Genomic DNA, 21,799 nt, shown 5'->3' on the forward strand with positions numbered 1-21,799 from the left:
TCCCTGCCCGGCAACGCGCCGTCGCCGGGATCCCAGGGGAAGGCAGGAATGATTCGACAGCGGACATGGGCGGCGGTGTCGGGCGCCCTCGCCGTCGGGCTCGGTGTGATCGGCGGGGAGCTGGCCGCGGCCGCCCTGAGTCCCTCCGTGACGCCGGTCAGCGCCGTCGGCTCCGCCGTGACCGACGGCCTGCCGCCGGGCGTGAAGGACTGGGCCATCGCCTGGTTCGGCACCGCGGACAAGGCGGTCCTGCTGGGGGCGATCGCGCTCGTCATCGCGGTCCTCGCCCTCGTCGCCGGCGTGCTGGAGCACCGCAGGCGTTTCGCCGGTCGGGCGGTGGTCCTCGGCTTCGGCGTCCTCGGCGTCCTCGCCGTGGCATCGCGCCCGCAGTCCTCCCTGGTGTCCTTCGTGGCGCCCGTTCTCGCCGCGGTGCTGGCGGTGCTCGTCCTCGATGCCCTCGTGCGCTCTCTCGGGTCCTGGACCAGGGCGGCCGGGACCGACACCGAGGGCTCCACCCCGGCACGCCGGCGGTTCCTGCAGGGCGCGGGAGGCGCGGCGGTGGTGGCTGCCGCGACGGGCGCCGCGGCTGCCGGGGTGCGCTCGTCGCAGTCCACGGTGGCGCAGCAGCGCGCCGCCCTCCGCCTTCCCGCCCCTGCGGACGTCACCCCGCCTCCCGAGGGGTCCGTCGTCCCCGACGGCGCGGACCTCGAGGTGGAGGGCATCACGGAGCTGGTGACGCCCTCCGACGACTTCTACCGGATCGACACCGCCCTCGTGGTACCCGTCGTCGATCCGGCGCAGTGGTCCCTGAAGGTCACCGGGCTCGTGGACCGCGAGGTGGAGATCACGCTCGACGAACTGCTCGCCCTGCCCCTCATCGAGCGCCACATCACCCTCGCGTGCGTGTCCAACACCGTGGGCGGGGACCTCACGGGCAACGCCCGCTGGCTCGGCTGGCCGGTCCGCGAGCTCCTGGCCCGCGCCGGCGTGCAGGCGGGCGCGGACATGGTGCTGTCGCGGAGCGTCGACGGGTTCACCGCCGGCACGCCCCTGGAGGCCCTGACCGACGCACGCGACTCCCTGCTCGCGGTCGGCATGAACGGCGAAGCCCTGCCGGTCGAGCACGGCTTCCCGGTCCGGCTCGTGGTCCCCGGACTCTACGGTTTCGTGTCCGCGACGAAGTGGGTGAGCGAGCTGAAGGTCACCCGCTTCGCCGACGACCGCGCGTACTGGTCCACGCGCGGCTGGTCCGAGCGGGGCCCCGTCAAGACCTCCTCCCGCATCGACGTGCCGCGCTCCGGCGCGCGCATCCCGGCGGGCGACGTCGTCGTGGGCGGCGTGGCCTGGGCCCAGCGACGGGGAGTGGAGGCCGTGGAGGTGAGGGTCGACGGCGGCCCCTGGCAGCGCGCGACACTCGCCCGGCCGATCTCCGCCGACACCTGGTGCCAGTACAGCACCACGCTGCGGCTGGACGCCGGCTCCCACACCCTCCAGGCACGTACCGTCGACCGCACGGGGGACGTCCAGTCCGAGGCGTCCGTGGAGCCGGCGCCTGACGGGGCGGAGGGACTGCACACGGTAACGTTCACGGTGACCTAGACCACCGGGTCGGCCCTCCTGCACCGGGCCGCCGGCCGACGCGGAAGGCAGCCATGAGAAGAACCGTCGACGAACACCGGGCCGCCGTCGCCGGGCTCCTGCGCTGGAGCAGCGGGTACGACGGTGCCGGGGCAGAGGTCCTGCCGCTCGCCGCGGCGCTGGGTCGGGCACTGGCCGGGGACGTCGCCGCGCCGGTGAGCCTGCCGCCCTTCGCCAATTCCCAGATGGACGGCTACGCGGTCCACGCCGACGACCTCGCCGGCAGGGACGCCTTCGAGGTCGCCGACGCCATCCCCGCCGGCTCCGTGCCGCCGGCCCTGGCACCGGGCACCGCCGCGCCGATCATGACGGGCGCCATGCTGCCCGAGGGCGCCGCCGCCGTGGTGCCCATCGAACGCGCCGACCCGGCGCAGTTCCACTCCGCCACGGACAGGGCCCGCGGACCCGTCACCGTCCGGCTCCCCGCCGGCATCGACGCCGGCCTGTTCGTCCGGAACGCCGGCAGCGACATCGCCGAGGGGGAGGCGGCGCTCCGGGCAGGCACGCTGCTCGGCCCCGCCCAGCTCGGTCTCCTCGCCGCGTGCGGTGTCGGCGAGGTGCCCGTCCGTCCCCGCTTCCGCGTGCTGCTGCTCTCCACGGGTGACGAGGTCGCCGAGCCCGGCGCCCCGCTGGCCCCCGGCTCGATCTACGACGCCAACACCACGCTCCTGGAGGCGGCCCTGCGCGAGGCCGGGGCCGAGGTCTCCCGCCACCGGCTCCTCGGCGACGACCCGGCGGTGCTGCGCGACGCCTTCGGGGCCATCCCCGCCGGCAGCACCCACCTGGTCCTCTCCACGGGAGGCATCAGCCAGGGTGCGTACGAGGTGGTGAAGCAGGCGCTGGCCGACAGCAGCGTGGAGTTCTCCTCCGTCGCGATGCAACCGGGCGGCCCGCAGGCCCACGGCACCATCTCGGGCATCCCGTTCCTCGGGTTCCCCGGCAACCCCGTCAGTGCGATCGTCTCGTTCGAGATGTTCCTGCGCCCGGCCCTGCACCAGCTGACCGGCGTGCCCGCCCCGCGCCCGGTGCTGGAGGCAGTCCTCGTCGACGCCCTCGACAGTCCCCGCGCGAAGCACCAGCTGCGGCGCGGGCTCTACCGCGACGGCAAGGTGGCACTCGTCGGCGGGCCCGACTCCCACCTCCTGCACGCCCTCGCCGCCTCCAACTGCCTGGTGCACGTCCCGGAGGGCGTCGCCGCGCTCGCCCCGGGGGACCGCGTCGAGGTCACGCTCATGGGCCCGGTGCCCACGGACCCCTTCGCCGTCGAGGACGTGCTCGTGCTGGACGAGGCCGGTACGGATGCGGCCGGCACTGGTTGAATGGACTCCGCAGAAAGGATCCAGCCATGAGCACCCCACCTCCCACCCCGCCGCCCGCGGACGCGCTGTCGCACGTCCGCGCCGACGGCACCGCCCACATGGTCGACGTCTCCGGCAAGCAGGCCACCGTCCGCCAGGCCGTCGCCGAGGCGACGCTCGAGACCACGCCCGACGTCGTCGCCCTCATCACAGAGGGGGACCTGCCGAAGGGCGACGCCCTCGCCGTCGCCCGGATCGCCGGCATCATGGCCGCGAAGCAGACGTCCTCGCTCATCCCGCTGTGCCACCCGCTCCCGCTGTCCAAGGTGACCGTGGACTTCGAGCCCGACGGCGGCGCCGTCCGGATCATCGCGCTCGTGCGGACCACCGCGCTCACGGGAGTCGAGATGGAGGCGCTCACGGCGGCGTCCGTGGCGGCCCTGACGCTGTACGACATGATCAAGGCCGTCGACAAGCACGCGGTCATCAACGGCACGCGCGTGGTGTCGAAGTCCGGCGGCAAGAGCGGGGACTGGAGCATATGACCGCCCTCCGCACCGCCGCCGTGGTCATCGCCTCCACCCGCGCGGCCGCCGGCGTCTACCAGGACGAGTGCGGGCCCGCGATCGCCGAGTGGCTCTACCGGCACGGCTTCGCCGTCACGGACGCCGTCGTGGTGCCCGACGGCGACGCCGTCGGGTCCGCGATCGGCGCCGCGCTCGAGGCGCGCCCGGCGGTCCTGATCACGAGCGGCGGGACCGGCCTGAGCCCCGACGACGCCACCCCCGAGCAGACCGCCCCCTACCTCACCCGCAGCCTCCCCGGCATCATGGAGGCCATCCGCCGGGCAGGTGCGGACGCGGTCCCCACCGCCGTCCTCAGCCGCGGGCTGGCGGGCACCGCGGGCACGACCTTCGTCCTCAACCTGCCCGGATCGCCCGGCGGGGTGCGCGACGGGCTCGCCGTCCTCGCACCGCTCATCGACCACATCTGCTCCCAGCTGGAGGGCCACCATGACCACCGGTGAAGTGATCCACGCCGCCGTCGCCGCCACCCCGATCACCCCCGAGGAGGCCCACGCCGGCGTCGACTCCCCGTACTGCGGGGCCGTGGTCGGCTTCAGCGGCGTGGTGCGGGACCATGACGGCGGGCGCTCCGTCGCGTCCCTGAGCTACTCCGCCCACCCGAGCGCCGAGCGGGTCATCCGCGAGGTCGCCGAGGAGATCGCCACCCGCCACGACGGCGTCCGCATCTGGGTGGCCCACCGGATCGGACCCCTGGCCATCGGCGACCAGGCGCTCGTCGCCGCCGTCGGCGCCGCGCACCGCGGGGAGGCGTTCCGGGCCTGCTCGGACCTCGTGGACCTCGTCAAGGAACGCGTGCCCATCTGGAAGGAGCAGTTCTTCACGGACGGGACCGTGGAGTGGGTCGGCGCAGGGGAACAGTAGGGTTGGGGGCATGACCGAACACCTGCCCGTGGCCGTCCTGGGCGCCCGCGGCCGCATGGGCTCCGAGGCCGTGCGAGCCGTCGAGGCCGCTGCCGACCTGGAGCTCGTCGCGGCCCTCGGCAGCAGCGACCCGCTCGACTCGCTCCTGTCCGCCGGCGCGCGCGTCGTCGTCGACCTCACCGTCCCGGACGCCACCGTCGGGAACGTGTCCTTCGCCGTCGAGCACGGCATGCATGCCGTGGTCGGAACCACCGGCTGGACGGACGAGCGCCTGACCCGCCTGGAGACGCTGCTGGCCGGCAGTCCCGGCACGGGCGTGCTGATCGCACCGAACTTCGCCCTCGGCTCCGTGCTCGCCACGGCCTTCGCCGCGGCCGCCGCGCGGTACTTCGAGTCCGTCGAGATCGTGGAGCTGCACCACCCCGACAAGGTGGACGCGCCCTCCGGCACGGCCGTCCGGACCGCACGGCTCGTCGCCGCCGCCCGCGCAGCAGCGGGCGTGCCGCAGGCTCCCGACGCGACACGCGAGATGCTCGACGGCGCCCGCGGAGCCGGGATCGACGGCGTCCCGGTGCACTCGGTCCGCCTGCGCGGGCTCACGGCGCACCAGGAGGTGCTGCTGGGCAGCCCGGGGGAGCAGCTGACCATCCGGCACGACTCCTACGACCGCGCGTCCTTCATGCCCGGCGTGCTCCTCGGCGTCCGGTCCGTCGCCGACCACCCCGGCCTGACCGTGGGGCTCGACGGCTACCTGGACCTGCCGACCGGCGGGGCCCGGTGACCGCAGTGGAGTTCTACCGGCAGCATCAGGCCAAGCTCGGCGTCCTGCTCATCACGGCCCTGCTCGTCTTCTGGCTCGCCGTCGCCTTTCAGCGCAGCTTCCTGCTGCTCGGCGATCCGGAGCCGGTCGCGAAGGCCATCGGAGCCGCCTACCTCCTGCTGCCGTGCATCGGCGCCTGGGCGCTGATCCGCGAACTGCTCTTCGGGGCGCAGACGCAGCGCATGGCGCGCCGGCTCGAGGCCGAGGGCGGCCTGCCGGTCGACGACCTCCCGAGGACGCCCTCCGGCCGGATCGTGCGCTCCGCCGCGGACGCGGCGTTCCCCGCCTACCAGGCGGAGGCCGAGGCGGACCCGGAGAACTGGCGCACCTGGTTCCGTCTCTCGTGCGCCTACGACGCCGCGGGAGACCGCAAGCGCGCCCGGCGGGCCATGCGCGACGCCGCGAAGCTGTACCGACAGGACGGCGACGGCGCCTGACCGGGCAGCCGCCGGGTGGTCAGCGCCGCACCTCGGCGTGGCCCTCGCGCGCGGCGTTCGCGGCACCGGAGGTCAGCAGCTCCAGCGGCCCGCGGGCGTGCAGGCGCTGGAAGAGGATGCCGAGGGCGACCGCGGCGAGCACCTGCACCCAGAACAGCTGCAGCGGGTCCGGCAGCGGCACGAGCTGGTCCGCCCAGCTCATCACGCAGATGTGCAGGCTGTAGAGGGTCAGCGTCATGGCCCCGGGAGCCGACAGCGGCAGGAGCGCCTGCGGGAACCGCCGGGTCAGCAGCAGGCACACGGCGACGACGGCGGCGGCCGACCCGGCCACGTGCACCAGGTCCAGGGTGGTCCCCGAGTGGGGTGCGCTCACGGCCAGCCACCACCAGGAGCCGGACTGGTCCACGCCGGCGAGCCCGACGTCGAGCATCGCCTCGAGCGGGTAGCGGCGCCCGTCGGGTGTCTGCAGGAGCGCCGCGAGCCCTCCGCCCGGACCGAGGAGCTGCGCGCTGACGAAACGGGCGCCGACCGCCGCGATGGTCCCCGCGACGAGCAGGCCCAGCTGCACGCCGAGGCGCGAGAGGTCCAGCCGACCGATCACCATGCCGATCAGGAGGAAGCCGAGCCACTGCAGCACCGGGTAGTATCCGGTCAAAAAGACGTCCGCGGCCAGCGTCTGCGGCACGAGGAAGTGCTCGAAGAGGGGATTGCCGCCCACCGACGCCGGGACCACGCTCCCGGCCACCACCGGGCGCAGCAGGTACGCCGCGACGGGAGCGAGCACCACCCAGCCCGCGGCCCAGGCGGCGAGGGGACCCGTCCGGAGGCCCGTGAAGGGCAGCGCGAGGAGGAAGAGCACACCGTAGTGGAAGAGGATGATCGCGATGTTCGTCTCGACCCCGCCGAGCACCAGTCCGACCAGGGCGATGATCACGGCGCGCACCGCGATACCGCGCCGGTCCGCGGACAGCGTCCGGTCGCGGTGCGGGAACCGGCCGCCCGTCAGCAGGGCCAGACCGATCCCGGCGACGACGGCGAACAGCCCCGACGCGCGTCCCGAGAAGAGCAGGGCCGTCCACGTGGCCTCGGTGGTGCCGGGCGTGTAGAGCGGGAGGACGTGGGTGCTCATCATGCCGAAGAGCGCCACGCCGCGGGCTGCGTCGATCCCGGTCAGCCGCCGGGGAGCGGACTTCGTGTGCATCCCGCCATGGTCCCACAGGCGCCCCGGCCCGGCCTGTGCCCGACCCCTGCCAGGATGCGCCGGGCGGGGTGCCCTTGCCGCCGCCCACCCCGCGAACGGGTAACGTTTCACCCATGGCTGACACCCCCTCGCGCACCCTCCCGTTCGGTTCCCTCGTGACGGCGATGGTCACACCGTTCACCGCCGACGGCGCCGTCGACTTCGACGCGACGGCCGCCCTCGCCGCCCGGCTCGTCGACGACGGCTGCGACGGTCTGGTGGTCTCCGGCACCACCGGGGAGACCTCCACGCTGGAGGACTCCGAGAAGGAGGACCTCTACCGCGTGGTCGTCGAGACGGTGGGGGACCGTGCCCGCGTCATCGCCGGCACGGGCACGAACCACACCTCGCACTCCGTCGAGATGGCCCGGCGAGCCGAGCGGGCCGGTGCCCACGCGCAGCTGGTCGTGACGCCGTACTACAACAAGCCCACGCAGTCCGGCGTGCTGGCACACTTCGAGGCGGTCGCCGCCGCGACCGACCTGCCGATCATGATCTACGACATCCCCGGCCGGTCCGCCATCCCCATCACCACCGAGACGATGCTCCGGCTCGCCGAGAACCCCAGGATCGGTGCCCTGAAGGACGCGAAGGCCGACTTCGGCGCCATCACGCAGGTCCTCGCCGCCACCGACCTCGACGTCTACTCCGGTGACGACGGCCTCACCCTCCCGTGGATGGCCGCGGGCGCCGTCGGCGTCGTCAGCGTCACCGCGCACGTCGCGACCACCGCCTTCCGGGCGCTCGTCGACGCCGCGGCAGCGGGCGACTTCGTCGAGGCGCGCCGGGTCCACTTCGAGCTCGACCCCGTGATCCGCGCCGTCATGACGCACATCCCGGGCGCCATCTCCGCCAAGCACATCCTGCACCTGCAGGGGGTGCTGCCGAACGCCGTCGTGCGACTGCCCCTCGTGGAGCCCGATGCGCGCGAAATGGAGCCGGTCCTCGCCGACCTCACCGAGGCCGGGTGGGACCTGTCCGCCCTCGGGGTCCGGCGGGACGCGCGGGCATGAGCGAGCACGGCGGTACGGGACCGGCCCTGCGCGAGCTGCCACCCGCCCTCGAGCCGGGCACCCTGCGGGTGGTGCCGCTGGGCGGCCTCGGCGAAATCGGCCGGAACATGGCGGTCTTCGAGATCCACGGCAAGCTGCTGATCGTCGACTGCGGCGTCCTGTTCCCCGAGGAGAACCAGCCCGGCGTGGACCTCATCCTGCCGGACTTCTCCTACATCGAGGACCGGCTCGACGACGTCGTCGGCCTGGTCCTCACGCACGGCCACGAGGACCACATCGGCGCGGTCCCGTACCTGCTGCGCCTGAAGGCCGACATCCCGATCATCGGCTCGCAGCTGACGCTCGCGCTCATCGAGGCGAAGCTGCAGGAGCACCGCATCCGGCCGTACACGCTCACGGTCTCCGAGGGGCAGATCGAACAGCTCGGACCGTTCGAGTGCGAGTTCGTCGCCGTCAACCACTCCATCCCCGACGCCCTCGCGGTGTTCCTGCGCACCGAGGCCGGCACGGTCCTGCACACGGGCGACTTCAAGATGGACCAGCTGCCCCTGGACGGCCGCATCACCGACCTGCGTGCCTTCGCCCGCCTCGGCGAGGAGGGCGTGGACCTGTTCATGGTGGACTCCACGAACGCCGACGTGCCCGGCTTCACCACCGCCGAACGCGAGATCGGGCCGGTCCTCGAGAACCTGTTCGGCCAGGTGAGGAAACGCATCATCGTGGCGTCCTTCTCCTCCCACGTGCACCGCGTGCAGCAGGTGCTCGATGCCGCGCACGCCCACGGGCGCTTCGTCTGCTTCGCCGGGCGCTCGATGGTGCGCAACATGGCGATCGCCGAGAAGCTCGGCTACCTGAAGGTCCCGGCCGGGATCCTCGTGGACATCAAGAACGTCGACGACCTGCCCGACGACCGCGTGGTCCTGATGTCCACCGGCTCCCAGGGCGAGCCCATGGCGGCGCTGTCGCGCATGGCCAACGGCGACCACCGCATCACGGTGGGCCGCGGCGACACCGTGATCCTGGCGTCGTCGCTGATCCCCGGCAACGAGAACGCGGTGTACCGCGTGATCAACGGGCTCCTGAAGCTCGGCGCCGACGTCATCCACAAGGGCAACGCGAAGGTTCACGTCTCCGGCCACGCCGCCGCCGGGGAGCTGCTCTACTGCTACAACATCCTGCGGCCGAGGAACGTCATGCCGGTGCACGGCGAGACGCGGCACCTCATCGCCAACGGCCGGCTCGCGGAGCAGACGGGCGTTCCGGCGTCGAACGTCCTGCTCACCGAGGACGGCTCGGTCATCGACCTCGTGGACGGCACGGCCCGCGTGGTGGGCGCCGTGGAGTGCGGCTACGTGTACGTGGACGGCTCCAGCGTCGGCGAGATCACGGACGCCGACCTCAAGGACCGGCGCATCCTCGGCGAGGAGGGCTTCATCTCGATCATCACGGTCGTGAACCGCACCACCGGGAAGATCGTCTCGGGCCCGGACATCCATGCCCGCGGCTTCGCCGAGGACGACTCCGTGTTCGACGAGATCACGCCGAAGATCAGCGCGGCCCTCGAGGACGCCGTGACGAACACCACCGACCACACCACGTACCAGCTGCAGCAGGTGGTCCGGCGCACCGTCGGCACGTGGGTCAACCGCCGCTACCGCAGGCGTCCCATGATCATCCCGGTGGTCCTCGAGGCCTGATCCGGGGTATCCGCCGCCTCCTTCCGCCCGGTCGCCCCGATCCGTCAGGAACCGGAGATCCGTCGGTTCGGATGCGCCGTCCGGTACCGTGAAGGGCATGGCCACTCGAACGACCCCTGCCCCGCGGGGCCAGCACCAGACCCGCAGCAGGGGAGCGTCCGCCGTCGGCGCGGCCCCCCGGACCAAGGCAGCAGGAGGGTCCTCGGCGAAGGGGAGTGCGCGTCCCCCGGCGAAGTCCCGGCAGGCGCCGGCCCCGCCGGAGCCCCGGCACGAGGACCGCCCCGCGCTCCCGCTGAGGGCCGTCCAGGCCGTCTGGATGGGCATGGCGGGCGCCGCCGCGTCCGGCGTCCGGGTCTTCGGGCACGCCGTCACCCCTGAGCGGGAGCTGCGCCGCGACGGCTCCGGCTTCTTCCTCCTCCTGCTCGCCCTCGCCGTCGCCGCCGTCGAGTGGTGGGCACTGACGGGCCTGCCCGCCGACATCGTGCACGCCGCGGCCGGCGGCACCTTCGGCTGGATGGCCCTGCTCCTGCCGTTCCTGCTCGGTATCGGCGCCGTGCGCCTCTTCCGGTACCCGGAGCGCCACCGGGCCAACAACCGCATCAGCATCGGCCTGCTCGTCATCCTCTTCGCCGGATCGGGCATCGCGCACCTCGTCGGTGGGGGGCCCGCCCTCTCGGACGGGCTCGACGCGCTCTGGCGAGCCGGCGGCGTGGTGGGCTTCCTCACGGCCGGTCCCCTCAGCTCCGTCCTCACGGCGTGGCCCGTCGGCGTCCTGCTCGCCCTCGTGGTCCTCCTCGGCCTGCTGATCGTCACCGCGACGCCCTTCCGCCACATCCCCGCCCGCCTGCGTTCGCTCTACGAGCACCTGATGGGCCAGGACCCCGACGACGCCGGCCACAAGCGCGACGACGGGCACGACCAGAGCTACCTCTACGAGACGCACGGTGCCACGGCCAAGCCGGAGCCGAAGAAGCGCAAGCGCCTGTTCGGCAAGGACAGGACCGACGAACCCTTCGACGCCGAGCACGGCGCAGGCGCGGATGACGCCGACGGCTACGTGGGCGACGAGGCGTTCGAGCGCGCCGTCATCGAGGACGAGGAGCGCCGGGCCCGCGAGGCCGAGGCGGCCGTTCCCCCCGGCGTCCGTCGCCCCACCAAGCAGGAACTGGCCGCCGAGGAGCTCAAGCGCTCCTCGACCAGCCGCCGGCCCGCGGCACCGGCACCGGAGCGCGCCCCCGAGGGGGCCACCGAGGCGATCGACGTCGTCCCCGCCGCGAAGGCGCTCATCGTCCCCTCCACCCCCGTGCAGCCGCAGGTCCCGCCGACTCCCATCCCGCAGCGCACCGAGCAGCTCCAGCTCGCCGGCGACGTCGCGTACACGCTGCCGCCGTCGGACTACCTGCCGGCCGGCACGCCGCCGAAGGAACGCTCGGAGGCCAACGACGCCGTCGTCGCCGCCCTGACCCACACCCTCGACCAGTTCAACGTGGACGCCAAGGTGACGGGCTTCTCCCGTGGCCCCACGGTGACGCGCTACGAGATCGAGCTCGCCCCGGGCACCAAGGTGGAGCGCGTCACGGCCCTGTCGAAGAACATCTCCTACGCCGTCGCGAGCTCCGACGTCCGGATCCTCTCGCCCATCCCCGGCAAGTCCGCCATCGGCATCGAGATCCCCAACACCGACCGCGAGACGGTGTCGCTCGGCGACGTGCTGCGCTCCGGCAACGCCCGGAAGACCGAGCACCCGATGGTCATGGGCGTGGGCAAGGACGTCGAGGGCGGGTTCGTCGTCGCGAACCTCGCCAAGATGCCCCACCTGCTCGTGGCCGGAGCCACGGGTGCCGGCAAGTCGTCCTTCGTGAACTCGATGATCACGTCCATCCTCATGCGTTCCACGCCCGACGAGGTGCGCATGGTCATGGTCGACCCCAAGCGCGTGGAGCTGACGGCCTACGAGGGCGTACCGCACCTGATCACCCCGATCATCACGAACCCCAAGAAGGCCGCCGAGGCGCTGCAGTGGGTGGTCCGGGAGATGGACACCCGCTACGACGACCTCGCGAACTTCGGGTACAAGCACATCGACGACTTCAACAAGGCGGTCCGCAACGGGAAGGTCGTCCCGCCCGAGGGCTCCAAGCGCGTCGTGCGCCCCTACCCGTACCTCCTGGTCATCGTGGACGAGCTCGCCGACCTCATGATGGTCGCGCCGCGCGACGTCGAGGACTCCATCGTCAGGATCACGCAGCTCGCGCGCGCCGCCGGCATCCACCTCGTGCTCGCCACGCAGCGGCCGTCCGTCGACGTCGTCACCGGCCTGATCAAGGCGAACGTCCCGTCCCGCATGGCGTTCGCGACGTCGTCCGTCACCGACTCCCGCGTGGTCCTCGACCAGCCGGGCGCCGAGAAGCTGATCGGTCAGGGCGACGCCCTCTTCCTGCCCATGGGCGCCTCCAAGCCCATGCGCGTCCAGGGTGCCTGGGTCACCGAGTCCGAGATCCACCGCGTCGTCGAGCACGTCAAGGGCCAGCTCCAGGCCACCTACCGCGAGGACGTGGCGGTCGAGGCGCCGAAGAAGCAGATCGACGACGACATCGGGGACGACCTCGACGTCCTGCTGCAGGCCACCGAGCTGGTGGTCACCACGCAGTTCGGGTCCACGTCGATGCTGCAGCGCAAGCTGCGGGTCGGATTCGCGAAGGCCGGGCGGCTCATGGACCTCCTCGAGTCCCGCGGCGTCGTCGGCCCGTCCGAGGGCTCCAAGGCCCGCGACGTGCTGGTCAAGCCCGACGACCTCGAGCCGGTGCTTGCGGCCATGCGCGGCGACGAGCCGGTGGCCCAGCCGCGCCCCCCACAGGCGCCGGTGGACCTCGTGGCCGAGGACCTCGCCTCCAGGCCGCAGGCCGTCGACTACTACGACGGCGCGGATGCGACCGGGGGGTCCGCCGACGAGGACGGCGAGGACGCCTGGAACCTCACCGGCAGGTAGCCTGAGACGGTGAACAGCTCCCCGAGCCCGGCGGTGCCGGTCCTGAACATCGCGAACGTCCTCACGGTCGTGCGCATCCTGCTGGTCCCCTTCTTCATCTGGTTCCTGCTGCTCGACGACGGGCGCGCCGGGCTGTTCCGCTGGCTCGCCGTCCTCACCTTCGTGGTCGCGATCTACACGGACAAGCTCGACGGCGACCTGGCCCGCAGCAGGGGGCTCATCACGGACTTCGGCAAGATCGCCGACCCGATCGCCGACAAGCTGCTCATCGGATCCGCCCTGGTGCTGCTGTCGGTCCTGGGCGAGCTCTGGTGGTGGGTGACCGTCGTCATCCTCGTCCGCGAGGTGGGCATCACGCTGTTGCGCTTCGCCGTGATCCGGTACGGCGTCATGCCGGCCTCTCGCGGCGGCAAGCTCAAGACCGTGGTCCAGACCGTCGCCATCCTGCTGTTCCTGATCCCGCTGCAGGCCCTCGTGGGGGACTGGGCGTGGTGGGTCGCCGCGGCCGTCATGGCGGCCGCCGTCGCCATCACCGTGGTGACCGGCGTCGACTACATCGTCCAGGCGATCCGGTTGCGGGCGAGCGCCCGCAAGTGACGGCGGTGCGGCCGGCATCGGACGTCGTCGCCCTCGCGGCGCGGCGGGGACTCACGGTGGCCACGGCCGAGTCGCTCACGGCGGGGATGGTCGCCGCAGCCCTCGCCGAGGTGCCGGGCGCCTCGTCCGTGCTGCAGGGCGGCATAGTGGCATATCAGGTGTCCGTCAAGCAGAACCTCCTGGGGGTCGATGCGCAGCTCCTCGCGAGCGCCGGTGCCGTGGATGCCCGCGTCGCCGCGGCGATGGCGGAGGGGGCGCGGTCCGCGCTCTCGGCCGACATCGGTATCGCGACCACCGGCGTCGCCGGCCCGTCGGCGCACGAGGGCAAGCCCGTCGGCACCGTGTTCACGGCGGTCTCGAGCGCCGAGGGCACGGAATCGTTCGAACACCACTTCGCCGGGACCCGCGACGAGATCAGGGCCGCTTCGCGGGATGCCGTGCTCGGCGAGCTCCTCGGAGCACTGTCCAGGGGAACAAACGGCGGGCAGGGGTAGTTATAAACAGTGCCGGCCGTTGGTAGGGTTGGCGACTCAGGCTCAAGCAGCTCGGGCAGGTCATCATCACGTGGCACACGTCGATCAGGACGGTGCCGCATTCATGAGGGAGCAAGGCGATACAGATGGTAAAGCAGCCCGTGTCCGTAAACGGCGTCGTCCGTTGGCGTGATGTGGGGTTGGCAGAGGATGCACAACGCAAGCCCAAGGAGCGCAAAATGGTAGTTCTTCGCCATGAGATCGGCGATGTCCTCCGCGACGTCCGCCAGCGCCAGGGCCGGACTCTGCGTGAGGTGTCGCACAGTGCGAGGGTCTCCCTCGGATACCTCAGCGAGGTCGAGCGTGGCCAGAAGGAAGCATCCTCTGAACTCCTCTCATCAATCTGCAGTGCACTCGAGGTGCCGCTCTCCTCGATGCTGCGGGAAGTCAGCGACCGCCTGGCAGAAGCAGAAGGCGTGTCCATCCCGGACACCATCCCGCAGGAGTTCTCGCGGGAGTTCGGGGACGATCTCACCGACGATCTGAACGACGACTTCCGTCGGGGACTCGCGGCCACGAACCGCTAGTACCCCCACGACAAGGAAGGCCCGTCCCCTCGGGGACGGGCCTTCCTGCCGTCCGCTACCAGTTGTCCTTGGTGTACGTGTTGTTCAGCTGGGCGATCAGGGTGCCGAGCCGGGTGAGGTCGTCGACGTCCCAGTCCTCCATGAGCTGGTGGAACGCCTGCTTGCGGGCGTGCTGCGCCGCGACGAGCTGCCGGGTCCCGGCCTCCGTCAGCGAGATCGCCTGGGCACGGCCGTCCAGGGGGTCGGCCTCCTTCTGCACGAGTCCGAGCTGTTCCAGCATCGCGATCTGCCGGCTGACCGACGGCTTGCCCACGCCCACGCTGGCGGCGATGTCCGTGAGGCGCATGGAACCCTCGCGCTGCAGGATCACGAGGAGCCCGTAGGCTGCCGGCTCCATGTCGGGGTGCACGCGGCGGGCCACCTTGTAGGAGTTCGACCGCGCCCGCCGCCACAGCATGCTCAACTGCTGCTCGAGCGCCTCGATGGCGGCATCGGTGTCGGCGTCATCCCCGGGGTAGGCGGCAAGGCCCGGGCCGGGGTCCGTGGTGCTCGGCTTCGCGTTCATGGGGCCATTGTAGGGTGACGTGTCGCGGGGAACACCATGGCGCGGCCAACTCCTTCCGCCCCGTCGGCGCCGGGGTGCGGGCACCGACGGCCGGTGCTGCCGCGGCGGCCCCACCCGCTGCCGCGCGCGGGCGGAGGATCGGGCGCGACGGTGCACCCGCCGGGTGGTGCACGCAGAATAGAGGGATGCGCGCGGCTCCACGGCAGCCGCGCGGCCGGACGACGAGAGCAGGGACAGCACATGCGGTTGAGCGACTTCTGGCGACTGATGGACGAGGAGTTCGGCGCGGGCTACTCCAGGACCCTCGCCAGGGATCTCGTCGTCGACCGGCTCGGCGACCGGACCGCGGCCGAAGCACTCGCCGCAGGGGTGGACCCGCGGGCCGTATGGGAGGCGGTGTGCCGGGCGCAGGACGTGCCGCGGGAGCGCTGGCTGGGCCGCGACATCAGGCCCCGGTGAGTCCGCGGGGACGGTCCGCAGCCGGGAATCGGACACCCGCGGATGCCGCGAATAATCGAATACCTGTTCGGACGGCGGTATACTGGGGGAGGAGTCGGCGCGCTCCTGTGCACATAGCGGTGACCCGACCTCAAACTGTCGGCGCAGGCTAATACAGTCGTCATGAACACGTAAACAGGCCAGTTGGCCATGGACAACCGAGGTGAAGAATGGCCGCTCCAGACCGCGAGAAAGCCCTCGAAGCTGCTCTCGCCCAGATCGACAAGCAGTACGGCAAGGGATCCGTGATGCGTCTCGGCGACGAGACGCGGGCGCCCATCGAGACCATCTCGACCAGCTCCATCGCCCTGGACGCCGCCCTCGGCATCGGTGGCCTCCCGCGTGGCAGGGTCGTGGAGATCTACGGCCCGGAATCCTCCGGAAAGACCACCGTCGCCCTCCACGCCGTCGCCAGCGCTCAGCGCAACGGGGGGATCGCCGCCTTCATCGACGCCGAGCACGCCCTCGATCCCGAGTACGCCAAGAGGCTGGGCGTCGACACCGATGCCCTGCTCGTGTCGCAGCCGGATACCGGTGAGCAGGCGCTCGAGATCATGGACATGCTGGTGGGATCGGGTTCGATCGACATCATCGTCATCGACTCCGTCGCCGCGCTCGTACCGCGCGCCGAGATCGAGGGCGAGATGGGCGACAGCCACGTCGGCCTCCAGGCTCGCCTGATGAGCCAGGCGCTCCGGAAGATCACGGGACGACTGAGCCAGACCAAGACCACCGCGATCTTCATCAACCAGCTGCGCGAGAAGATCGGCGTCTTCTTCGGGAGCCCCGAGACCACCACGGGTGGCAAGGCGCTCAAGTTCTACGCGTCGGTGCGCATCGACGTGCGCCGCATCGAGACGCTGAAGGAAGGCGTGAATGCGGTGGGTAACCGGACCCGCGCCAAGATCGTGAAGAACAAGATGGCACCGCCCTTCAAGCAGGCCGAGTTCGACATCCTCTACGGTCACGGCATCTCCCGTGAGGGCGGGCTGATCGACGTGGGCGTCGAGAACGGACTGGTGAAGAAGTCCGGTGCCTGGTTCACCTACGACGGGGATCAGCTGGGGCAGGGCAAGGAGAACGCCCGGAAGTTCCTCAGGGACAACCCCGGCCTGGCTGACGAGCTCGAGCAGAAGATCAGGGTCAAGCTCGGCATCGGCGTGCAGCCGGAGGAAGAGGTCGAGGCTCCCAAGCTCAAGGCCGTCGGCGGCGAGTAGGGCGCATGCCGACCGACCCCGGGCCCGAACCGGTCGAATGGGGGATCTCCTTCGGCCGGTTCGGTTCGGACAGCTCGCGGGACGATCCGGCGGGAAGCACCGACTCCAGCGGCTCGAAGACGGCCGGGCGGGGGTCGTTCGGCCGGTCCGGGACGAGCAGTTCCGGTGACGGGTCGGCCGGTTCGTCCGGCTCCAGCGGCTCGAAGAAGACCGGGCGGGGGTCGTTCGGCCGTTCGGGTTTCCCGCAGTCCAGGTCCTCCGCCGGCCGGACCGCCGGAGGCCAGAAACGGGCCCGGTCCGGGGGCCGTGGCGGAGGTTCACGCCGGGCCCCGTTCGACGACCCTTTCAGCCCGGTTGTTGGCTCGTCGGCGGATGCGCCGGACGCAGGGGAGAGGTCCGCAGATCCCGCGTTCCACCCGGAATGGCCCGATGGTGCCGGTCACGACGCCGCCGGATCGGGCGGAGCCCAGGAGGTCCACCTGGACCCATCGGCGGAGGAGCTTCCCGGGCGGCGCCGCGCGGGCCGCAGCACCAGGGGCCGAGCCGCAGGCAGGGCCCCCGGCACTGACGGCGACAGCCCGCCCGGGTCCGACGCACCCGCGAGGAGCGACGAGGACTGGGCATCGGAAGCGCGGTCCATCCTGCTGCGCCAGCTCGCCCTCGGTGCGCGGAGCCGCCACCAGCTCGACGTCAAGCTCACCGAGCGGGCTGTCCCCGCAACGGTGGCGGCCGCCGTCCTCGACCGGTTCGAAGAGGTTCAGTTGATCGACGACGCCGAGTTCGCCCGCATGTGGGTCCGGACCCGGACCGCCGCCAGGTCGCTGTCCCGGTCGTCCCTGCGCCGTGAGCTCGCGGACAAGGGCATCGAGACGGAGCTGGCGGAGGATGCCCTGCTGCAGATCTCCGACGAGGACGAGCACGAGCGGGCGCGTGACGTCGTCAGGCGAAAGCTCCGCAGCAGCACCGACCTGTCCGACCGTGCGGTGCGCGACAAGGAGGTGCGCCGGCTCGTCGGCGTCCTCGCCCGCAAGGGCTACAGTCCCGGTACCGCGTTCTCGATCGTCAAGGACGTCATCGCCGAGGCGGGCACCGACGATTGAGCGGAACCGGAAGGATTGTGGGCGTTCCGGCCGCCAGCCGTACGCTTGAGGGCGTGAGCATGACAGCCCCCGTCCCCCTCGACGAGACCACCAGCGGAACCATCAGCGAGCCCACGGACGCGCCTGGCGACCATCGCCGCACCTACGAGGTGCGCACCTTCGGCTGCCAGATGAACGTCCATGACTCCGAGCGCATCTCGGGCCTCCTCGAGGGCGCCGGGCTCAGCCGCGTGCAGCAGGGCCAGGCCGACGTCGTCGTCTTCAACACCTGCGCCGTGCGTGAGAACGCCGACAACAAGCTGTACGGCAATCTCGGCATCCTCAAGGCCGTGAAGGAAGCACGTCCGGGCCTCCAGATCGCCGTGGGCGGCTGCCTCGCCCAGAAGGACAGGGAGACGATCCTCCGGAGGGCGCCGTGGGTGGACGCCGTGTTCGGGACCCACAACATCGGCGCGCTGCCGGCTCTGCTCGAGCGTGCCCGGCACAACCAGGACGCGCAGCTCGAGATCCTCGAGTCCCTCGACGTCTTCCCGTCCACGCTGCCCACCCGGCGCGAGTCCGTCTACGCGGGCTGGGTGTCCATCTCCGTCGGCTGCAACAACACCTGCACGTTCTGCATCGTGCCGTCGCTGCGGGGCAAGGAGCGCGATCGCCGGCCCGGGGAGATCCTCGCCGAGATCGAGGCCCTCGTGGCCGACGGCGCCGTCGAGGTGACGCTGCTGGGGCAGAACGTCAACTCCTACGGCGTGGAGTTCGGGGACCGCGGTGCCTTCGCGAAGCTGCTCCGCGCCTGCGGCTCGATCGAAGGGCTCGAGCGCGTGCGCTTCACGAGCCCCCACCCGGCCGCGTTCACGGACGACGTCATCGACGCCATGGCCGAGACGCTGAACGTGATGCCGCAGCTGCACATGCCCCTGCAGTCGGGCTCCGACGCGGTCCTCAGGGCCATGCGCCGCTCCTACCGGTCCACCCGTTTCCTCGGGATCCTCGAGCGCGTCCGCGAGCGCATGCCGCACGCTGCCATCTCGACGGACATCATCGTCGGGTTCCCCGGGGAGACGGAGGAGGACTTCCAGGCCACGCTCGACGTCGTCGAACAGGCGCGCTTCGCCACCGCCTTCACGTTCCAGTACTCCCGGCGCCCCGGGACCCCCGCGGCGGACCTGCCGGACCAGCTGCCCAAGGCGGTGGTCCAGGAGCGCTTCGAACGGCTGACGGCGCTGCAGGACCGCATCGCCCGCGAGGAGAACGCCCGCCAGGTCGGCACGCTCGTCGAGGTGCTCGTCACGGACCAGCAGGGACGCAAGGCATCGGAGACGCACCGCCTCACGGGGCGGGCACGCGACCAGCGCCTGGTCCACTTCTCGGTGCCCGACGGCGCCGAGACGCCCCGACCCGGCGACGTCGTGACGATTCCCGTCACCGAGGCGGCGTCCTTCCACCTGCTGTCCGATCCGTCGCCCGCCGAGTACTCGCTCCGCCGCTCGCGCGCCGGCGACGCGTGGGACCGCAGCCAGGCGGACTCCTGCGGCATCCCCGCCACGCCGACCGGCGCCCCGCGCCCGGTGGCGCTGGGCATGCCGTCCCTGCCCGTCCGGGCCGGCGCCCTTTGACCCTCCCGGTCGTCGCCGTCGTCGGTCCCACCGGGTCGGGCAAGTCGGATCTCGGCGTCGCCCTGGCGCAACGCCTCGGCGGGGAGGTGGTCAACGCCGACGCCCTGCAGTTCTACCGCGGCATGGACATCGGCACGGCGAAGCTGACCCCGGCGGAGCGGCAGGGCGTGGAGCACCACCTGCTGGACGTCCTCGACGTCACCGAGGAGGCGAGCGTCGCGGCCTACCAGGACGACGCCCGCCGCATCATCGACGGCATCCACGACCGGGGCAGGGTGCCGATCCTCGTGGGCGGGTCCGGGCTGTACGTCCGGGCGGCCCTGGACCGGCTGGAGTTCCCGCCCACCGATCCCTCCGTCCGGGAGCGGCTCGAGGCCGAACTCGCGGAAGGAGGGGCCGCTGCGTTCCGGGAGCGCCTGCGCGCCGTCGACCCCGCCTCGGCCGCACGCATCGGGGATGACCGCCGTCTGGTACGAGCACTGGAGGTGCACGAGATCAGCGGACGGCCCTTCAGTGCCTTCATGCCCCGGCGCGAGTACCACCGGCCGACCGTGCAGATGGGTCTCGCGGTGGACCGCGACCTCCTGCGCGACCGGCTGGCGCAGCGCGTGCAGGTCATGGTCCGGGACGGCCTCGCGGAGGAGGTCCGGAGCCTCGCCGACTCGGGGCTCAGGGAGGGTAGGACGGCCTCCCGCGCCCTCGGGTACGCACAGTTCCTGCAGGTCCTCGACGGGTCCGTGACGGAGGCCGCCGCGGTCGAGGACACCATCGCCGCGACGCGGCGGTTCGCCAAACGCCAGCTGACCTGGTTCCGCGGCGACCCGCGCGTCGCCTGGCTCGACTGGCAGGCGGACGGCCTGGTCGACCAGGCCGTCGGACTCGCCAGGCGTTCCGGGGACCTATCCTGAGACGGTGACCGATCACCTCGCCGATACTGCAGCCCCCTCCGCCCGGCAGTCCGCCGGGCTGTCCTTCTCGAAGGGCCATGGCACGGGCAACGACTTCATCCTGACCCTCGATCCCGACGGGGACGCGCCGACCGACGCCGCGTTCGTCGCCGCGCTGTGCGACCGGCACCGCGGGATCGGTGCCGACGGGTACATCCGCGCCGTCCGGTCCTCAGCGCTCCCCGAGGGGCGTGCCCTGCTGCAGACCGAGCAGGCCGCCGAATGGTTCATGGACTACCGCAACGGTGACGGATCGGTGTCGGAGATGTGCGGCAACGGGGTCCGGGTGTTCGCCCATTTCCTCCTCGCCCAGAAGGTGGCCGACCTGCCGCAGGGCGGGGAGCTGGCCATCGGGACCCGCGCCGGCGTCAAGCGGGTCACGCGGTCGGGGGACGGCTACGCGGTGGACATGGGGCCGTGGGAGTTCATCTTCCCTGAGGCGGCCGTGGCACGGGGTATGGACTCCCTCGTCGCCATCGGAGGACTCGACGTCGACCGCCCCGCGCTGTCGATCAGCATGGGTAACCCGCACACCGTCGTCGCCCTCGCCGAACGGACCGAACTCGATTCCACCGATCTCCACCGCGCACCGGCGGTCCAGCCGGTGCCGCCCGAGGGCACCAACGTGGAACTCGTGGTCCCGTCCGATCCGCTCGTGGGTGACGACGGCGTGGGGCGCCTCACGATGCGCGTGCACGAGCGCGGCGTCGGCGAGACCCAGTCCTGCGGCACCGGTGCCTGCGCCGCGGCCGCCGGTACCCGGTTCTGGGCGGGGCAGGGCGCACCGGCCCGGTGGCTCGTCACGGTTCCCGGCGGCGTCGTCGGCGTCACCTTCTTCGACGGCCCCGACGGTCGCGAGCACGTGCAGCTCAGCGGGCCGGCCGTCCTGGTGGCCGACGGCGTGCTGTCGACCCGCGGCTGAGCGGACGCGTCCCGGACGCGCCGGCGTCACTGCCCGCGGCGCACCTCCAGGATGCGGAAGGATTTCGACGTCTCGGCGCGGCGGACGAGGAAGTCGTCCGGCAGTTCCCCGGCGAGCCAGCGCTGCAGGGAGTCGGCGCCGAGGTTCTTCTGCACCACGAGCCACGCGCTGCCACCGGGCGCGAGGCGCGGCAGCCAGCGGAGCAGCAGCGCGTGCAGCTCCTGTTTCCCGATCCGGATGGGCGGATTGGACCAGATCGTGTCGAAGGCCAGGTCCGCATCGACGTCGTCCGGGGTCGAGGCCACGACATTGCCCAGCCCCAGCCGCCGTGCGTTCTCGGCGGTCAGCGCGATGCACCGCTCGTTGACGTCGACGGCACGGACCTCGGCCTCCGGTGCCTTCAGCGCCATCGTGAGGGCGATCGGTCCCCAGCCGCACCCGAGGTCCAGCAGGCGCCGGCCCTCGGGGTCCGGCACGGATGCGAGGAGGATCGACGTGCCCTTGTCCACGCCGTCGGGGCTGAAGAGGCCCGACGAGGTCACGAGCTCCCTGCGCTCACCGGCGAGGACGACGGAGAGGGGCCTGCGCGTCTCGGGCCCGACCGGCCGGGCGCTGAAGTAGTGCTGCGGCTCCTGGGATGCGTCCATAGGGAAAAGCCTAGCGGCACGCCCTCGCCGGCCCCCGCCGGCGGTCCTCCTTC

At 72.0% G+C, this 21,799-nt stretch carries 22 protein-coding genes; 19 read left to right on the top strand and 3 right to left on the bottom strand.

Going from position 1 to position 21,799, the window contains the following annotated elements:
• The first annotated feature begins 48 nt into the window (after positions 1-48).
• The 7 genes from CI785_RS08190 to CI785_RS08220 are packed head-to-tail and all read left to right on the top strand — an operon-like array spanning position 49 to position 5,641.
• Positions 49-1,599 carry a molybdopterin-dependent oxidoreductase gene (locus CI785_RS08190; RefSeq protein ID WP_105031565.1) on the top strand — a complete coding sequence of 517 codons (1,551 nt, stop codon included), beginning with the start codon at positions 49-51 and terminating at the stop codon, positions 1,597-1,599.
• Between the two features lie 53 nt (positions 1,600-1,652).
• Complete coding sequence (locus CI785_RS08195; protein ID WP_105031566.1) at positions 1,653-2,957, top strand: molybdopterin molybdotransferase MoeA; 1,305 nt, start codon at positions 1,653-1,655, stop codon at positions 2,955-2,957.
• Between the two features lie 26 nt (positions 2,958-2,983).
• Complete coding sequence (moaC, locus tag CI785_RS08200; protein WP_105031567.1) at positions 2,984-3,481, top strand: cyclic pyranopterin monophosphate synthase MoaC; 498 nt, start codon at positions 2,984-2,986, stop codon at positions 3,479-3,481.
• Entirely contained in the window at positions 3,478-3,963 is a 486-nt protein-coding gene (locus CI785_RS08205; RefSeq protein ID WP_105031568.1) for a MogA/MoaB family molybdenum cofactor biosynthesis protein, read from the top strand. The genes moaC and CI785_RS08205 overlap by 4 nt, the downstream gene beginning before the upstream one ends.
• Positions 3,950-4,384, top strand: coding sequence for a molybdenum cofactor biosynthesis protein MoaE (locus tag CI785_RS08210; protein WP_105031569.1), 435 nt, complete (start codon positions 3,950-3,952; stop codon positions 4,382-4,384). The genes CI785_RS08205 and CI785_RS08210 overlap by 14 nt, the downstream gene beginning before the upstream one ends.
• A gap of 10 nt (positions 4,385-4,394) precedes the next feature.
• On the top strand, positions 4,395-5,165 hold the full coding sequence (gene dapB, locus CI785_RS08215) for a 4-hydroxy-tetrahydrodipicolinate reductase (protein WP_105031570.1): 771 nt from the start codon (positions 4,395-4,397) through the stop codon (positions 5,163-5,165).
• The gene (locus tag CI785_RS08220) at positions 5,162-5,641 is read left to right on the top strand and encodes a hypothetical protein (protein WP_105031571.1); all 480 of its coding nucleotides are present in this window, start codon (positions 5,162-5,164) and stop codon (positions 5,639-5,641) included. The genes dapB and CI785_RS08220 overlap by 4 nt, the downstream gene beginning before the upstream one ends.
• A 19-nt stretch (positions 5,642-5,660) precedes the next feature.
• Here the strand turns inward: CI785_RS08220 and CI785_RS08225 are convergent, their stop codons facing one another.
• On the bottom strand, positions 5,661-6,842 hold the full coding sequence (locus tag CI785_RS08225) for a heparan-alpha-glucosaminide N-acetyltransferase domain-containing protein (RefSeq protein WP_105031572.1): 1,182 nt from the start codon (positions 6,840-6,842) through the stop codon (positions 5,661-5,663).
• 113 nt (positions 6,843-6,955) lie between these two features.
• Here CI785_RS08225 and dapA point away from each other — a divergent pair, with 113 nt between their 5' ends.
• From dapA to CI785_RS08255, 6 genes are all read left to right on the top strand, one after another.
• A complete protein-coding gene (dapA, locus tag CI785_RS08230) occupies positions 6,956-7,894 on the top strand; it encodes a 4-hydroxy-tetrahydrodipicolinate synthase (RefSeq protein WP_105031573.1) in 939 nt (312 codons plus the stop codon).
• Positions 7,891-9,591, top strand: coding sequence for a ribonuclease J (locus CI785_RS08235; RefSeq protein WP_105031574.1), 1,701 nt, complete (start codon positions 7,891-7,893; stop codon positions 9,589-9,591). The genes dapA and CI785_RS08235 overlap by 4 nt, the downstream gene beginning before the upstream one ends.
• 97 nt (positions 9,592-9,688) lie before the next feature.
• Positions 9,689-12,580 (top strand): FtsK/SpoIIIE family DNA translocase, encoded by a 2,892-nt coding sequence (locus tag CI785_RS08240; RefSeq protein WP_105031575.1) that lies wholly within the window; start codon positions 9,689-9,691, stop codon positions 12,578-12,580.
• Positions 12,581-12,589: 9 nt separating this feature from the next.
• Complete coding sequence (pgsA, locus tag CI785_RS08245) at positions 12,590-13,177, top strand: CDP-diacylglycerol--glycerol-3-phosphate 3-phosphatidyltransferase (protein ID WP_105031576.1); 588 nt, start codon at positions 12,590-12,592, stop codon at positions 13,175-13,177.
• On the top strand, positions 13,174-13,671 hold the full coding sequence (locus CI785_RS08250; RefSeq protein WP_105031577.1) for a CinA family protein: 498 nt from the start codon (positions 13,174-13,176) through the stop codon (positions 13,669-13,671). Before pgsA ends, CI785_RS08250 begins: the two co-directional genes overlap by 4 nt.
• A 125-nt stretch (positions 13,672-13,796) precedes the next feature.
• Positions 13,797-14,237 (top strand): helix-turn-helix domain-containing protein, encoded by a 441-nt coding sequence (locus CI785_RS08255; protein WP_105031578.1) that lies wholly within the window; start codon positions 13,797-13,799, stop codon positions 14,235-14,237.
• A gap of 55 nt (positions 14,238-14,292) precedes the next feature.
• Here the strand turns inward: CI785_RS08255 and CI785_RS08260 are convergent, their stop codons facing one another.
• On the bottom strand, positions 14,293-14,802 hold the full coding sequence (locus CI785_RS08260; RefSeq protein ID WP_105031579.1) for a MarR family winged helix-turn-helix transcriptional regulator: 510 nt from the start codon (positions 14,800-14,802) through the stop codon (positions 14,293-14,295).
• Between the two features lie 240 nt (positions 14,803-15,042).
• Between CI785_RS08260 and CI785_RS08265 the strand changes: the two genes are divergently transcribed.
• From CI785_RS08265 to dapF, 6 genes are all read left to right on the top strand, one after another.
• Entirely contained in the window at positions 15,043-15,261 is a 219-nt protein-coding gene (locus tag CI785_RS08265) for a DUF3046 domain-containing protein (RefSeq protein ID WP_105031580.1), read from the top strand.
• A 209-nt stretch (positions 15,262-15,470) separates the two neighbouring features.
• Positions 15,471-16,517 (top strand): recombinase RecA, encoded by a 1,047-nt coding sequence (recA, locus tag CI785_RS08270; protein WP_105031581.1) that lies wholly within the window; start codon positions 15,471-15,473, stop codon positions 16,515-16,517.
• A 5-nt stretch (positions 16,518-16,522) separates the two neighbouring features.
• Positions 16,523-17,617 (top strand): regulatory protein RecX, encoded by a 1,095-nt coding sequence (locus CI785_RS08275; RefSeq protein ID WP_105031582.1) that lies wholly within the window; start codon positions 16,523-16,525, stop codon positions 17,615-17,617.
• Between the two features lie 59 nt (positions 17,618-17,676).
• The gene (gene miaB / locus CI785_RS08280) at positions 17,677-19,230 is read left to right on the top strand and encodes a tRNA (N6-isopentenyl adenosine(37)-C2)-methylthiotransferase MiaB (protein WP_105031677.1); all 1,554 of its coding nucleotides are present in this window, start codon (positions 17,677-17,679) and stop codon (positions 19,228-19,230) included.
• On the top strand, positions 19,227-20,138 hold the full coding sequence (miaA, locus tag CI785_RS08285; protein WP_105031583.1) for a tRNA (adenosine(37)-N6)-dimethylallyltransferase MiaA: 912 nt from the start codon (positions 19,227-19,229) through the stop codon (positions 20,136-20,138). The genes miaB and miaA overlap by 4 nt, the downstream gene beginning before the upstream one ends.
• 4 nt (positions 20,139-20,142) lie before the next feature.
• The gene (gene dapF / locus CI785_RS08290; RefSeq protein WP_105031584.1) at positions 20,143-21,099 is read left to right on the top strand and encodes a diaminopimelate epimerase; all 957 of its coding nucleotides are present in this window, start codon (positions 20,143-20,145) and stop codon (positions 21,097-21,099) included.
• Positions 21,100-21,125: 26 nt separating this feature from the next.
• On the opposite strand, the gene CI785_RS08295 is transcribed toward dapF, so the two are convergent.
• Positions 21,126-21,746: a class I SAM-dependent methyltransferase gene (locus CI785_RS08295; protein WP_105031585.1), complete on the bottom strand. Its 621-nt coding sequence runs from the start codon at positions 21,744-21,746 to the stop codon at positions 21,126-21,128.
• Between the last annotated feature and the right edge of the window lie 53 nt (positions 21,747-21,799).

The sequence above is a fragment of the Arthrobacter ruber genome, from assembly GCF_002954225.1.
In the GTDB taxonomy this organism is placed as follows: Bacteria; Actinomycetota; Actinomycetes; order Actinomycetales; family Micrococcaceae; genus Arthrobacter_D; species Arthrobacter_D ruber.